Origin of the sequence: Pedobacter immunditicola (assembly GCF_037482985.1) — a bacterium.
In the GTDB taxonomy this organism is placed as follows: domain Bacteria; phylum Bacteroidota; class Bacteroidia; order Sphingobacteriales; family Sphingobacteriaceae; genus Pedobacter; species Pedobacter immunditicola.
In genome coordinates this window covers 34,967-49,952 of the sequence record NZ_JBBHKC010000010.1, presented here as the reverse complement: position 1 = coordinate 49,952, position 14,986 = coordinate 34,967, and the positions used below count along the sequence as shown (strand labels likewise).

General features: G+C 42.9%; 10 protein-coding genes. 2 read left to right on the top strand and 8 right to left on the bottom strand.

Annotated elements, in window-relative coordinates:
* Positions 1 to 14 precede the first annotated feature (14 nt).
* From WG905_RS16985 to WG905_RS16960, 6 genes are all read right to left on the bottom strand, one after another.
* A complete protein-coding gene (locus WG905_RS16985; protein WP_339592949.1) occupies positions 15 to 3,233 on the bottom strand; it encodes a SusC/RagA family TonB-linked outer membrane protein in 3,219 nt (1,072 codons plus the stop codon).
* Positions 3,234 to 3,669: 436 nt separating this feature from the next.
* The gene (map, locus tag WG905_RS16980) at positions 3,670 to 4,491 is read right to left on the bottom strand and encodes a type I methionyl aminopeptidase (RefSeq protein ID WP_339592948.1); all 822 of its coding nucleotides are present in this window, start codon (positions 4,489 to 4,491) and stop codon (positions 3,670 to 3,672) included.
* Between the two features lie 72 nt (positions 4,492 to 4,563).
* The gene (locus tag WG905_RS16975; RefSeq protein ID WP_339592947.1) at positions 4,564 to 5,616 is read right to left on the bottom strand and encodes a glycoside hydrolase family 43 protein; all 1,053 of its coding nucleotides are present in this window, start codon (positions 5,614 to 5,616) and stop codon (positions 4,564 to 4,566) included.
* A gap of 1 nt (position 5,617) precedes the next feature.
* The gene (locus WG905_RS16970) at positions 5,618 to 6,694 is read right to left on the bottom strand and encodes a glycoside hydrolase family 43 protein (protein WP_339592946.1); all 1,077 of its coding nucleotides are present in this window, start codon (positions 6,692 to 6,694) and stop codon (positions 5,618 to 5,620) included.
* Positions 6,695 to 6,714: 20 nt separating this feature from the next.
* Positions 6,715 to 8,253 carry a RagB/SusD family nutrient uptake outer membrane protein gene (locus WG905_RS16965; protein ID WP_339592945.1) on the bottom strand — a complete coding sequence of 513 codons (1,539 nt, stop codon included), beginning with the start codon at positions 8,251 to 8,253 and terminating at the stop codon, positions 6,715 to 6,717.
* 31 nt (positions 8,254 to 8,284) lie between these two features.
* The gene (locus WG905_RS16960; protein ID WP_339592944.1) at positions 8,285 to 11,428 is read right to left on the bottom strand and encodes a SusC/RagA family TonB-linked outer membrane protein; all 3,144 of its coding nucleotides are present in this window, start codon (positions 11,426 to 11,428) and stop codon (positions 8,285 to 8,287) included.
* A gap of 277 nt (positions 11,429 to 11,705) precedes the next feature.
* Here WG905_RS16960 and WG905_RS16955 point away from each other — a divergent pair, with 277 nt between their 5' ends.
* A complete protein-coding gene (locus WG905_RS16955) occupies positions 11,706 to 13,193 on the top strand; it encodes an NAD(P)H-hydrate dehydratase (protein ID WP_339592943.1) in 1,488 nt (495 codons plus the stop codon).
* A 68-nt stretch (positions 13,194 to 13,261) separates the two neighbouring features.
* On the opposite strand, the gene lipA is transcribed toward WG905_RS16955, so the two are convergent.
* On the bottom strand, positions 13,262 to 14,140 hold the full coding sequence (gene lipA / locus WG905_RS16950) for a lipoyl synthase (protein ID WP_339592942.1): 879 nt from the start codon (positions 14,138 to 14,140) through the stop codon (positions 13,262 to 13,264).
* Between the two features lie 91 nt (positions 14,141 to 14,231).
* Here lipA and WG905_RS16945 point away from each other — a divergent pair, with 91 nt between their 5' ends.
* The gene (locus WG905_RS16945; protein ID WP_339592941.1) at positions 14,232 to 14,636 is read left to right on the top strand and encodes an OsmC family protein; all 405 of its coding nucleotides are present in this window, start codon (positions 14,232 to 14,234) and stop codon (positions 14,634 to 14,636) included.
* Here the strand turns inward: WG905_RS16945 and ytxJ are convergent.
* A complete protein-coding gene (ytxJ, locus tag WG905_RS16940) occupies positions 14,626 to 14,970 on the bottom strand; it encodes a bacillithiol system redox-active protein YtxJ (protein ID WP_339592940.1) in 345 nt (114 codons plus the stop codon). The genes WG905_RS16945 and ytxJ overlap by 11 nt on opposite strands.
* Between the last annotated feature and the right edge of the window lie 16 nt (positions 14,971 to 14,986).

The window sequence follows — 14,986 nt, the reverse complement described above, 5'->3', positions numbered from 1 at the left end:
TAAAATATGCCGACTTAGAAACTAGCCTTTAATCCTGCAGTAATCACGCGTGGAACCGGATAAGAGCCATAATCTAATCCGATCATTGCACCCGGAGGGACTGCCGAGGAAACTGTGCCAGCGTTGGCAGCGGTACCGTTAGAAGAATAAGAAGTGGCACTGAAAGTCGTGTTTTCGGGGTCATAACCAGTATACTTACTGAATAGATAAACATTATCAGCATTGACATACAGACGCAGACTTTTAACTGGTGTTTTTTGTAAGATGCGTTGAGGCAATGCAAAGGAAAGATTTATATTTTTTAACCTGAGATAGGAAGCATCTTCCACCCAGAGCGTAGAGAAAGCAGATTGAAATGCTTTTCGTTCCATCGTTGGTCGTGGATTGATGCCATCGCCAGGTTCACTTTCTGATTTATAATAGTTATTCACCTTCGCATATAGATTTCTTCCGCTGTTCCAAAAGCCTAAAAACCTGTAATTTTGATTTACAATTTCGCCGCCATAAGAACCCTGGAACATAAAAGAGAGTTCTATGCCTTTGTAGGAAAATGTATTCACAATTCCAGCTGTGAATTTTGGTTGGTAATTCCCGATAACCGTTCTGTCATCCGTGGTAATCTTCCCATCACCATTAACATCCCGAATAATAGGATCGCCGGGTACCGTACTTGATTCACGAACACTGTTATTGATCTCTGTTTGGTTTTTGTAAACCCCATCAAATTGATACCCGAAGAAATTAGAAATCGGTTGGCCTACTTCTGTTTTGACCATCGTTTCATTGTCGGTGAAATAAATTGGTGCATTATTTGGTCCTAATTGCAGAACTTCATTTTTGTTATGTGAGAAGTTAAAATCTGTACTCCACTTAAATCCGCCAATCAGGTTCTTTGTGTTTAAATTAAATTCAAACCCACTATTTTTCATTTTACCAATATTGGTAAGCTGAGTTCCAAAGCCTGATATATCTGGTATCGGAACATTCAGCAACATATCGTTAGTGATTGATCTGTAGTATTCAGCTGAAATATTAATCCGGTTCTTAATCAAGCCTAAGTCAAGTCCCAGGTTCAATTGTGTAGTCTTTTCCCATTTTAAATCTGCATTATTAAGATTTATGGTAATAAGACCACTCGAAAGAGTATTTCCAAGTGCATAATTACCCTGACGAAGCAGACTGCTTGATCCATAGTTAGGAATCTGGTTATTTCCTGCAATGCCATAACTTGCCCTTAATTTCAATAGCGAGACCGCCTTTAAATTAGCCATAAAATGTTCGTCAGATACGATCCAGCCAGCTGATACCGAAGGAAAGTAGCCCCATTTGTTATTGCTTCCAAAGCGTGAACTTCCATCCCGGCGAATTGTTGAGGTAAGAAAGTATCTATCTTTAAAATTGTAATTTAACCTTGCGAGGTAACTGATCATTGACCATTCTGTAAGTGTGGATGTTCCAGAGGTGACTGTGCCGGCATTCAAGGTGTGCACCAGGTCATTGGGGTAATTGGTAGCAGTGGCCGATTGAAATTCATCGTGCTGTTTCTGTACGGTAAAGCCAGTTAAGATGTTGAAGCTGTGGTTCTTAATTTTAGCATCATAAGTTAACGTATTCTCATTTAGCCAGTTCAACATGTATCCGCTTGATGCTGTGCCTGTCGCCGGGGACAAAGATTGATTATAACCATATCCCTGGTTTTTATATTGATAATAATCATAACGATTGTTACCTAAATTTCCGTTGATGCTGGTTCTAAGTTTTAAGTTTTGCAGGATTTTATATTCAGCATAGCCGATGCCCAATGTATTGAAGGCCTTATTTTGTTTGTCGGTAAACCTTGTGGTGGCATAAGGGTGCCATAGGTTAACTGGGTTATATTGTAAATAGCGATTCCAAACGGAATTTGGGTCAGCGATGCCAAGATTTCCATTCTCATTATATAAAGGGAAAATGGGGTCACTTTGTAAGGCAAGACCAATGACATCACTTTTTCCTTGCGTACCATCTGTTCTATCCTGAATGCCCGTAAAACTAAGATTGAAACCGAGGGTAATTTTATCAGATACCAAATGTTTGATGTTTGAACGCACAGCCAAACGTTTATAATAGTTATTGTCTAACACTGCATCCTGATCTAAAATGGAGCCTGAGAAAAGGAATTGAGTTTTTTCTGTTCCTCCTGATGCTGACATTTGCATGCTTTTCATAGGGGCAATCCTAAACATAACATCCTGCCAATCTGTACCGTTACCAAATTGCGCCGGATTGGTTATAAATTCTTCAGGAATCTTATAGGTCGATGCATTTCCCCTCACGCTGTTGGGATCCGTAGCACTTCTTCCTGCGCCTGAGGCCGTCCAGGAATTGTTTTTGGCTGTGATGTAATATTGTATCCATTGCTGAGCATCCATCATATCCACCTTATTCATGACCTCCTGGACACCGTATTCTGCATTGACATCAATAGCTGTTTTCCCTGCCTTGCCTAACTTAGTGGTCACCAATATGACGCCACTTGCACCCCGGGAGCCATAAATAGCTGCTGACGATGCATCTTTTAAAACCTCAACCGAAGCAATATCCTGTGAATTGATCAGGTTTAAATTGAAGTTTTCAAGTGGTACACCATCAACTACAAATAAGGGGTTGGTGCCAGCGGTAAGTGAACTTACTCCCCTGATCCTGATGATAGGTGCAACTCCAGGAGCGCCTTGACCTTGACTTATATTAACACCTGCCACTTGCCCGGCTAGTGATTGTACGACGTTACTATATGACCTATCTTTAAATTTGTCATATCCGATAGAGGCAACGGCGCCCGTAATGCCTTTTTTAGACTGTGTTCCGTAACCTACAACAATAACTTCATTCAGCACTTTGTTGTCTACGGACAGTTTAACGTTGATCTTACTTTGTTTATTAATTTGAATTTCCTTGGCTGTGAAGCCTGTATAGCTAAAAACGAGGACACCATTATCAGGAACACTGAGTACGTAATTACCATTTAAATCTGTGCTAGTCCCAATTGTTGTTCCTTTTAACTTTACACTAACGCCAGGTAAACTCATATCCTGATCATCAGTGACACGGCCGCTTACCCTGATGTCATTTAATGTTGTTTGAATGGGTTGAGAAGGGGAAGGTTCAAACCCTGCTGAGGCGTACAATGTGGATATACCAAAAGATAGAATCAATGTAGTTAAGATCTTTTTCCTGATATTTCCCAGTACCATTGATTTAAAGCAGGGTTTATGTACCTGATTTACATTTCTAGAGGTACACGAGGGTGATGGGGGTAAATAGATTACGTTCATACTCAATATATTTGGTTAGATAAAGTGTTACTCCTGGCGTATTTTATTTAATCAAATGAAATACAGTTACTGTTCAGCTCCATATTCGTTTTATTCGAAAATGCTTTGCGCTTCTGACCAGTGATTTTAATGAAATATATTTGGTGCCTTCAAGTACTGCGGGCTTATGTAATCGTTTACATTACAAATGAAACTTTTAAATATTGAAATTCAAAATTTAATTATTTAAAATATTTTCGGCACGATTAATCAGTCCAGGAGAGAGAGCAAGGACTGATTAATCGTGCCGAAAATCAGGATGAGAAATTGTTTGTAATCGTATAGGGATTAACTTGAGCCTAAAACGACTGATCTATTAGTTTTCAACCAACAGGTTGTAATAGCTACTATTTAAATTGCTATTCTTTTTTTCTGCTTCTTCGATAATTGTAAAATCGGAAAGAATTTCCGGCTTACCTTTCTTTACACAAACGTTATGCTCGAAATGTACGGCTGGAGAACCGTCTTCAGTAACAATGGTCCAACCATCATCAAGCGTATATATTTCACGGTTACCCATGGTAATCATCGGTTCAATGGCCAAGACCATATTCTCCATTAATTTCTTGCCGCTTCCACGTCTGCCATAATTTGGCACCTGCGGATCTTCGTGCATTTCCCTTCCAACACCATGGCCTACCATTTCACGTACCACACCATAGCCATGTTTTCCATTGGTGTAATTTTCAATGGCATAACCAATGTCTCCAGTACGGTTTCCGGTTACCGCCTGCTGAATACCAACGTAAAGCGACTCTTTTGTGATCCTTACGAAATCCAGAATCTCTGGTGTGGTTTCCCCGATAATGAAAGTGTAGGCATGGTCACCATGAAATCCATTCTTATAAACCACGGTATCAATCGTAATCAGGTCTCCATCTTTTAATTCATATTTCCCCGGAAAACCATGTACTACTTGTTCATTTACGGATATACAAAGGGAATAGGGGAAACCGTGATAGCCTTTACAAGATGGAATTCCACCATTATCTCTGATAAAAGTTTCCGCCATGGTATCTAGTGATAAAGTGGTGATCCCTGGCTTTAGTATTTTTGCAACTTCAGTAATTGTTGCACTCACCATTAAACAACTTTCACGTTGAATTTCTACTTCTTCGTTTGTTTTATATTGCGCCATTTAAAATCCTTCTTTTTGCAAAAATACGAAAGTTAAATTTAAGCCTGTGTGTTGGCAGTCTCCTATTTCAAATTACCTGCCAGTGGAAGGGATGGGCATCGGTACATTTTCTTTAACAGGTTGACCAAAGTTTGGTGTGCCATCAGCATGCCATGAAAAGCGCTGTGCCCTCGGCGAACGGAAACGTGCGCAACCCTGTCCAGGTTTGGAATTGGCATGGTAAAGGATCCAGTCTTCCTTGCCATCCGGAGATTTAAAAAATGAATTATGGCCAGGGGCATAGACCCCGTTTTCTTTCGATTGCTTAAATACAGGCTGCGGACTTTTTACCCATGATTTAGGGTCAAGGATATCAGTGCCCGTTAAGGTAAGCATCCCTAGGGCATAAAAGTCTGTCCAGCAGCCACTGGCAGAATAGATCAGAAAGGTCTTATCCTTGTTCCTCAAAATTTGGGGACCTTCATTTACGGAAACATGGGGTGGGTTGTCAGGGTCGTTCAGGTCGCCGTGTTTTTCCCATTCATATTCCGGGCTGGATATTTTTGACCTCTTTCCTTTAATCGTCCAGGGGTTTTCCATCGCTGCGATGTAAATCTCCTGTTTTTCGTTGATATCACCTTCCCATCCGGCCCAAACCATATAAAGCTGGTTCTGGTGGTAAAAAACAGATCCATCAATCGCCCATTTATCTGATGGATCAGTTATCTTTCCCTTTAAAACAAAAGTTCCTGAAAAGGGGTCTTTTGCGGAGTTTTCCAGCACATAAAGTCGGTGGTTTTTATTCTTTCCATCATCAGCAGCGAAATACACGTACCATTTGTTGTTTAAATAATGGATCTCCGGTGCCCAAAGTTCTTTCGAATAAGGAGTGCCTGGAGGAGGGACATATATGGTTTTCTTTTCTGCTGTTTTCAGATTAGCAATGTTCTTTGTCTTCCAAATCACCAGGCTATCTTGTAAAGTATGGGTATAATAGTAATAGCCATCGTGGTAAATATTCCATGGGTCAGGGCCGGACGGCAACAGCGGGTTGGTAAAAGTGTAAATATTCCGCTGGAAACAGCCTGGGTTAACCATAGCCGTGATGAGCAGAGCAAAGATCAAACTTAAAAATCTTCTGTTCATGTTATTTATCTCCTGATGGTTTGTTGATTTGCAGTCCGGTAGCTACCGGTTCCCCTAAGTTAGGAATTCCATCGGTGCTGAAAGTAAATTTTTGCATCCTCACGTTTCGTTTGTCGGCACAACCCTGGTTGGCCGCCGAGTTTGCATGATAAATGATCCAGTTCTCGGTATCGTCTGGCGACTTAAAAAACGAATTATGTCCGGGGCCATAAGCAAAACTTTGTGGCTTTTTTGAAAATACAGGTGCTATGAATTTGATCCAGCTGGAGGCATCCATAGGATCTGTTCCGGCAGCAGCTTTCAGCATTCCCAATGAATAATCATCAGTGCCACAATAACTGGCAGAATAAACAAGAAAAACATCATTAACCTTATTCTTTAAGGTGACTGGTGCTTCATTCACACCGAAACCGTGTTTTTCCCAGTTATATGCTGGTGCAGTTAACGAGGTCACTGAACCCTCCAGGGTCCAGGGGTTGGTCATTTTGGAGATGTAAATCTGCTGCGTGAGGTCCGTATTGGTGACATCAGGCCTGCCACACCAAACAAAGTAGCGGTTATTGTTGACTTCCAGTATAGTGCCGTCAATTGCCCAATAATCTGCATTTTTATTATAAATTCTGCCTTTATCGACCCATGTGCCGCTCGTTGGATCGGCACTGTCGTTCTCAAGCACCCAGGTACGCTGACTGATGTCGGTTCCATTGCCGGCAGTATAATAAATATACCACTTGCCATCCAGAAAGTAGATTTCCGGTGCCCAGATGTTTCTCGAATTCTCCGCATTTTGTTCTGGGGTGAATACGGTTTGTGAGGCTGAGGAGGCTAATTTTGACATCGAAGTCGTTTTCCACAAGCGGATAGAATTACCAACGGTTTGCAGGTAATAATAAATGCTGTCGTTCTGGTAAACCGAAGGATCAGCACCATTCATGATGGGATTGGTAAAGGTGGTTATTGCTGCAGGTGGTTGTACCGGCGCAATAGGATCGGGGTCGCTTGATTTACTGCAGGACCACTGTGTAAGGACCAGTGATGTGAATAAGTATAACCAGAACCCGGGACGACGAAACCTCATGATACAAGCTCGCTAGTTATTTAATAATTCGGATTTTGTGTTAAGTTTGGATTCAAATCAATGTCGCGCTGTGGAATAGGGTAATATTCATGTCTGCCGACAATAAAGTTCCTGAACTCCGGATCCCTTTCGGCAAGTGTCGGACTTAAATCTCCCCAACGCAGCAAATCTGCCCAACGCCAGCCTTCACCAGCCAGTTCCACGATGCGCTCATGTTTGAGCTGTGTTAAAAATGCTTCAGCAGTAAGGCCTGGTTTAGTGGCGGTTAATGTTGCCAGTCCTGCTCTTTGCCGTACCCTGTCCACATATGGATAAGCTTCCTGGGTTCTGTTCAGGCCGTTCAAGCATTCCGCATACATCAGCAATACATCTGCATAACGAATCATTCTGTAGTTATTCGGCGACCGGAATCCCTCTTCATTCTTCCAGTGATCATTTAATAGCTTCCTGAACCAAACTCCGTTCGCGTCAGGCGGGTTAGGGTAACGATCAGCGAAAGTACGTCCGTATACTAATGTTGCCGTTGGGCCCGCGGGATCTGTATTGTTGTATATAAAGGATGCGGCAAGCCGGGGATCCCTTTCTCCGGTGATGGTTTGTTCTTGCAGGAACTCATCAATCAACCATCTTCTGGCCGCACCATCATTGAAGCCAACACCCGGAGGTGCATAAAACTGGGAAATGGAAGTACCTGTATTATTCACACGGGTTTCATCCACATCGTCATCGGTACTTTCTGCTATATTCTCACTGAACTGAATTTCGAACACAGATTCTGCATTATTCTCTCTGGTGATGATGAAATTATCACGGTAGTTGGGCACTAAATTATAAATACTGCTGCCTTCGCCCACAACGAGCCAGTTAAAAGCTTGTTCAGCAAGTTGATAATTCTTTTGCTGTAAAAAGGCTTTTCCTAATAAGGCATAGGCAGCTCCTTTGGTTGCCCGCCCAAGATCAGTGCCTGTAAAGGAAACCGGAAGGTCAGGAATGGCTTCGTTCAAGTCTTTAGCAACTTGTGCCCAGGCGTCTTCCGTAGTCGCATTTGCAGGTACGTCTTGCAGTTCTGAAGGTTCCAGCATGAGCGGAGGTCTGGCAAAATACAAGGTAAGGTTATAGTAAAATAAAGCCCTCAAAAACTTAGCTTCCGCCATTAACCTCGCCTTTAATGCGGCATCCATCTCTATGGCAGGTACGTAAGCAATAACCTGGTTTGCCCTGAATACGCCGACATATAAGGTTTGCCAGGTGAGTGCAGTCAGGTCCAGGTTATAGTTTGTCTGGTTAAAACTCATCAGGTTGTTCAGATTCCCATCCCCACCGGAGCCAAAGCCTTCATCAGATTTAAGGGTCCCATGATAATAAAGCCACCTGGAATATAAAGAAGCTGTACGGTAAAAGGTTCCGTAAATGGCATTTACCCCTTTTACGGCATCGTCACTTGATTTCCAGAAAGTAGCCAAAGTTGGTGCATTCGGATTTGGGTCATCAAAGTCCCGTTTACAGCCACTCAGTATAATGATCGATATGGTCATAATAATACTAATTAATCTTTTCATAATGCGCTTTCTTATGTTTCTACAAAATCAATTAAAATCCAAGGCTTAAACCGAATGAAATAATCCTTGAAGCAGGATAATTACCATTATCAACACCTGGTTCGAGGTTAATATTAGCGCCAACCACATCCGGGTCTATACCACTGTAGCTGGTAATGGTAAATAAATTTTGAGCACTGATGTAGAGCCTGGCGCTTGAAACATGCACCCTGCTCAATAAAGAAGCAGGTAAAGTATAACCAAGCTCTATATTACGGAGCCTTAAAAAAGAGCCGTTTTCAATCCACCTGTCTGAATTGCCCCTGGCATTGGAAACAATGCCCCTATCTGCGGGTTCACCACCTACACCATAACCTACGCCCATCCGCGGATCGCTTGTGCCCGTGTTCGTCGGTGTCCAGGGATTAAGGTCCTGACGATAATTGGAATAGCCATAGCTATCCAACTCCCTCAGGACATCATTATAAAGCTTTTGTCCGAATGAGCCATACAGCTGCAGGTTGAGCGAAAAGTTTTTATAGGAAGAGTTAAACTGCAATCCTGTTGTTAATTTGGGCCATGGAGAGCCTGCAAATTGCCGGTCCTGGTCATTGATATCATCGTCTGTGCCACCGTCCACCAGGTTCTTGTACCTGATATCCCCGGGTTGTGCATAGGCCGCCTGCGCCCGATGGGCATTTATTTCTTCCATGCTCTGAAAAATACCCTCACTTCTCAGCACATAATATTCCCCCACCGCACCACCCACTTGTGTGCGTGTATTTCCAGAGGTAATATAGGACCTTTGTTCACCTGTAGCTTCATCTATACCCAGGTTTCCCAATTCGAGCACTTCATTTCTGATGATGCTGAAATTGGCGGATATATTCCATTTAAAATTACCGGTTGTTTGTGGATTATAGCCGAGCTCCAACTCTATACCTTTATTCTCGATGGATCCGATGTTCACCAAAGGGTCGCCCTGTAAATTTCCAAGGTAATTTGGAAGGGCCTGCGGCACCAGCACATCTTTGGAAACAGACCTGAATATATCGAACACTACGGTAAAGCGGTTATCTAATAAGGCAGCATCGAATCCAAAATTGGTCGTTCTCTTTTCCTCCCAACGCAAATCTTCGTAAACCAGTCTGGCCTGTGTAGCACCATTGAATGATTGCTGATCAGGACCGAAGACAACCGTCGGGCCCTGGTTAAGGAAACCAACATATTGATAAGCGCCAAGATTTGCGTTACCAAGCACCCCATACGATCCCCGGATCTTTAAATCTGTGACCCAGCTCAGCTTGAAAAAATCTTCGTTGGAAATTCTCCAGGCAAGGGCTGCCGAAGGAAAGTTACCTGTTCTATGATCAGGCGAGAAACGGGAATCCTTATCCGACCTGAAGGTTAAGGTTGCCAGGTATTTGTCAGCATAATTATAGTTTAACCTTCCTAATATAGAGTTGATTAAATATTTGTTCAATAAACCGGAGGAGGTCATATCTCCTGTAGCCGAATTGATGGTGGTAAAGTAATTACCGCCGAACTGGGCAAGGTTTAACCTGCCACCCGAGATACTGTCTGTTTGGACGGTTTGTTCTGTATAACCCACAACACCATTTAAGTTGTGTTTACCACGTGTGTAATTGAAGTTCACAGTATGTTCCAGCAAATAACTCAAGAACTGCGACCTGATATCTGCTAACTGACTGACCTCCGGACTTTGGTTTTGATACCATGAACCATCTTTCCTGATTGATTTTATTTTACCGTAGCCTGTTTCCAGTCCTGCATTAAACCTATAATTCAAGCCATCCAGGATTTTGAAGTCTAAATAGGCATTGCCGATCAGCCTGAACAGATTATTTCTTAAGGAAGTGATATCGGCGATAGCGACCTGGTTACGGGCAAAAGTATTCACTGTGGAGGTGGATCCATAACCCCAGCCACCGGGATTCCCGTTACTGATCAGGCTATTGCTTCGAACGGGGATGATCGGTACGCTGCTCCACATGTCATACCAGGGATTGCCGGCGAAGTTGCCTCCCAGAAAAGGAGTTTCACCGATGGAATTCGTGAAAGAGATGTTCTCTCCCAATTTAAACCTTCCCCTGGTGGTTTCGGTATTTACGCGCAAGGACTTCCTGTCGAAATCTCTAGCGATCAAAGTCCCTTTATCATTGAAATATCCCGCAGAAATAAAATAATTTGAGCTGCTGCTGGCACCGGAAATACTTGCATTGTAATCCTGCACGGCACCTGTCCTTAATAATTCATCGGACCAGTTGGTATTGACGCTGCCGTCATAATTTGCCACAGCATTCTGCAGGGGAAAATTGCCTGCCTGATAGGCGATGGTATTCATCCTCACATACGCAGGGCCATCCATCATCTCATACTTTTTAGGAATCTTGGATACGCTGAACCGTGAGCTGACTTCGATTTTAGGTTCCTCGCTTCTTCCTTTTTTTGTGGTGATGATGATGACTCCATTGGCAGCCCTGGATCCATAAATAGCCGCCGCTGAAGCATCCTTCAGTACTTGTATATCTGCAACATCGTTGGGATTAACAGCGGTATTTACATCGGCATACATCCCATCGATAATATATAACGGACTTGCATTACCAAAAAAAGTGTTCAGGCCCCTGATATTGACTACCGCTTCCTGGCCTGGTGCACCGCCATTACGGATGGTTACACCGGGTGATAAACCTTGCAGGGCTTCAGGTACAGAACGGGAAACAATCCGATCCGCATTTTCTGTATCAATGGTAGCAGCAGATCCGGTTAAATCTTTCCGCCTTACCGTTTGATAACCAATCACCACCACATCGGCCAACGTTGTTTCAGATGGGACTAAAATGGCGTTGATCTCTGTTCGTCCACCTACACTGATTTCCTGGGTCACATAACCGATGGAAGTGAAAACCAGGGTTGCATTTTCTGGGGCGGCAATGGTGTAGCGGCCGGCGGCATCGGTAACAACAACTATTTTAGTGCCTTTAACACTTACCGATACGCCTGGTAGTGTTTCTCCGGTACTGTTTGTTACCAAACCCCTGATTTGTACATCAACATTTTGAAGGATGATCAATCTATCCTTGTTTTCGATTATTCCGGCATACACATGACAAGCCAGGAGGCCTAAAAAGAATTGAAAGACCAATGTTTTAAGTAGAAGTTCCCTTTTCATACGAATGTAATTTGATTTTTAAAGATCATGAAGCTATGGAATGCAATCATGCCTGGGAATGGGTTAGTCCACAGGCCTTTAGAAAATAATTGGGCGCTTTATCTCAGATACATTATATAAGTTAGGAAGAAATATATTCACTTTTGGAAATAGTTTTATTTTGTAACCCCCTGTATATTTAAGGGTTAAGTGTTTTAGAAAAAGGAAAGAAATACGAATGGTAGCAAATTTGTCCTGGAACAATTGCACTAAACCAACTTTCAATTAACTTAGTGTTATGCAAACACTGCTTACCGCTGCCCAAATGAAAGCTGCCGATGCTTACACCATCAACAGCAAACCGATTTCTTCTGTCGATTTAATGGAAAGTGCGGCAGAAGCCTTTTTGGTTGCTTTTTTGCGCGAGGACATCAGTAAAGAAAAAACCATTGCGGTGTTTTGTGGGAAAGGAAATAATGGGGGAGATGGCCTGGCCATTGCCCGCTTATTGCTGAACAAGGGATATAAAAACCTGCAGGTTTTTGTGCTTGACCTATTCCCTAAACAAAGTCCCGACTTCTTGGCGAACTTATGGCGTTTAAAGGAATCATTGGTCAAGATTACTGAACTTTCAGAACCGGAGGAAATTTTAGGACTTGAGGCAGAAATTCTCGTCGATGCCATCCTGGGATCCGGCTTGAATAAACCTTTGGAGGGGAAGCTGGAACAGGTGGTGCAGCAAATAAACGGGTTGAACAAAAAAGTGTATGCTGTAGATGTTCCTACAGGTTTTTATGCCGAAGGTGTGCTGCCGATGCCTTATAATGGCATCAGTGCTTATAAGACCATTTGTTTTCAAAGACCAAAGATCAACTTTTTTTTTCCTGAATCCGTAGCGGCAACGGAACACTTTGTAGTGGAAGACATCGGGTTGGATGAACAATTCATTCAATCACAAAAGCCGGCCTATCAACTCGTCGAAATTCAGGATATAAAAGGTTTTTTAAAACCCAGGAAGCCTTTTAGTCACAAAGGAACTTATGGCCACGCACTGCTGATTGCCGGGGCCACACAAACCATGGGTGCTGCGCTTTTGAATGCCAAAGGTTGTTTATATACCGGAGCGGGTTTAACCACCCTTTCTGTTCCTGAAAGCGGCCTGAACACCTTAAATACTGCCCTGCCCGAAGTAATGTATATCGATCGTAAGGAGGTGTTGGCGAAAATGGATAAGTATGACGCCATTGGCATTGGCAGCGGACTAGGGACCTCCCCAGTGGCCAAAGATTTACTGCAGGAAGTGCTGCTTTCAAAGAAAGCACTGGTCATGGATGCAGATGCGCTGAACCTGTTGGCACAGAACAAGGGCCTTCAGGATTTAATCAGTGCGGGATCTGTTTTAACGCCCCATATGAAAGAATTCGATCATTTGTTTGGTGCACACGCTTCCTGGTATGATCGCTTAGAAACAGCTCGCTTACAAGCTGAAAAACTGCAAATTGTCATCGTGCTTAAAAACCGGTACAGTTTTATCGTATCGCATGAAGGCATAGTTTATATTAACCCGACGGGTAATCCCGGAATGGCCCAGGGTGGGATGGGAGATGTGTTAACGGGCGTAATTACCGCCTATGTTGCAGAAGGGTTTTCAGCGGTACAAGCCGCGATCACGGCCTGCTATGTGCATGGAATAGCAGGTGATGATTTAGCCGTTGATCACTTTAACAGCACGGCATCACAGGTTGCAGAAAATATACCCAAGGTTGTCAGGCACATTACTGGCTGAAGTTTAAATCGCTTAAATTTAAATCACTGCGGTTTTAAGATCGGAAATAAACAGCGGTTGGTTTAACCCTAAAAGTCAAATAAATGCTTTTCAGCATGGTAAGAAGAACGCACCAATGGTCCGCTTTCCACATACCTTAAACCTTTAGCCAAGCCCACTTCCTTGTATTTTGCAAACTGATCAGGATGGATCCAGTCAACAACAGGATGGTGGTTGCGGGTAGGCTGTAAGTACTGGCCCAGGGTTAAAATATGAACGCCATTGGCCACAATATCATCCATCGCTTCAAAAACATCTTCTTCAGTTTCTCCAAGGCCAAGCATGATCCCTGTTTTGGTCCTCACACCAGATTCAGAAATACGTTTCAAACATTCAAGGCTCCTGTCATATTTCGCCTGAATCCTTACTTGTTTGGTCAGCCTTTTTACAGTTTCCATATTGTGTGAAACCACTTCCGGTTTTTCTGCCAGCACCCTTTCCAGGTTAGGCCAGATACCCCTGAAATCAGGAATCAAAGTTTCCAGTGTAGTTTCTGGACTTTCGCGGCGGATCGCCTGTAAAGTTTCAGCCCAGATAATGGAACCACCATCTTTCAGGTCATCCCTGTCAACTGAAGTAATTACGCAATGTTTCACCTGCATTAACTTCACAGAGTTGGCCACACGGTTAGGTTCATCAACATCCACAGCAAGGGGTCTTCCTGTCGCTACAGCACAAAAGGAGCAGGAGCGCGTACAGATATTTCCCAGGATCATGAAGGTTGCGGTACCCGCACCCCAGCACTCACCCATATTAGGGCAATTACCACTTTCACAAATAGTATGCAGTTTATGTGTGTCCACTAAGCTGCGTACCTGAGCATATTCTTTCCCTACAGGAAGCTTTACTCTAAGCCAATCTGGTTTACGCTGTGTTTGGTTTGCTGAAACAACCGGAAGTTCGATCATAGGGCAAAGTTAAGCAATAGGATTGAATTGTTGCCTGCTCAAGGTTGATATCCAAAAAAATTAATGGTAATCTTGTAGTCAAAAAACGAATATGGCAACTTCAAAAATAACCTATAACGGAGATTTAAGAACTACCTCCATCCACGAACGCTCTGGAAATGAAATTATTACAGATGCACCTTTAGACAATAAAGGCAAGGGCGAGGCATTTTCCCCATCAGATCTTTTAGCTACCTCTTTGGGTAACTGCATGCTCACTATTATTGGCATAGCCGCAAGAGAACATGGTTTTAATGTTGATGGCACCACCTGCGAAATTACGAAGGTGATGGCCGAAAACCCAAGACGCGTTGCAGAAATTAAAGTGAACTTTCAGTTTCCTGCAAATGAATATACCGACAAGGTGAAAACAATCATCGAAAGATCTGCGCATACTTGTCCGGTTGCCTATAGCATACACCCGGACATTACCAAAACAGTAACTTTTAACTATTAATCACCTTATTGATCACCTCGGCTACCTCTTCTGCAGAGATATCGCCATGGGAAGCATCAAGGATACATTCGCCATCTTTAATCAATAAGATTTGCGGTGATTCATGGTGAACCTGGAAAGTGTCAGCTATTTGCGCAGAAATGTCGCGATAGCTGATTAAATCCAAAAAGTATAAATTAGTTCCTGCAGGAATAGCATCCCAATCCAGTTCAAATCTTCTTTTAGCCATCGAACTTACCGAGCAACGGGTACTGTGTTTGAATATCAGGCTATAACCGGCCTGTTGTTTAATGTCAGCAATTTGTGCAACATCAGTTATTTTCTTCCACTCCATCTCAATTCTTTATTAA

Bases quoted from the DNA above. Each gene is read 5' to 3' on its own strand.
- WG905_RS16985 (WP_339592949.1), bottom strand. From the start codon at position 3,233: ATGGTACTGGGAAATATCAGGAAAAAGATCTTAACTACATTGATTCTA.
- map (WP_339592948.1), bottom strand. From the start codon at position 4,491: ATGGCGCAATATAAAACAAACGAAGAAGTAGAAATTCAACGTGAAAGT.
- WG905_RS16975 (WP_339592947.1), bottom strand. From the start codon at position 5,616: ATGAACAGAAGATTTTTAAGTTTGATCTTTGCTCTGCTCATCACGGCT.
- WG905_RS16970 (WP_339592946.1), bottom strand. From the start codon at position 6,694: ATGAGGTTTCGTCGTCCCGGGTTCTGGTTATACTTATTCACATCACTG.
- WG905_RS16965 (WP_339592945.1), bottom strand. From the start codon at position 8,253: ATGAAAAGATTAATTAGTATTATTATGACCATATCGATCATTATACTG.
- WG905_RS16960 (WP_339592944.1), bottom strand. From the start codon at position 11,428: ATGAAAAGGGAACTTCTACTTAAAACATTGGTCTTTCAATTCTTTTTA.
- WG905_RS16955 (WP_339592943.1), top strand. From the start codon at position 11,706: ATGCAAACACTGCTTACCGCTGCCCAAATGAAAGCTGCCGATGCTTAC.
- lipA (WP_339592942.1), bottom strand. From the start codon at position 14,140: ATGATCGAACTTCCGGTTGTTTCAGCAAACCAAACACAGCGTAAACCA.
- WG905_RS16945 (WP_339592941.1), top strand. From the start codon at position 14,232: ATGGCAACTTCAAAAATAACCTATAACGGAGATTTAAGAACTACCTCC.
- ytxJ (WP_339592940.1), bottom strand. From the start codon at position 14,970: ATGGAGTGGAAGAAAATAACTGATGTTGCACAAATTGCTGACATTAAA.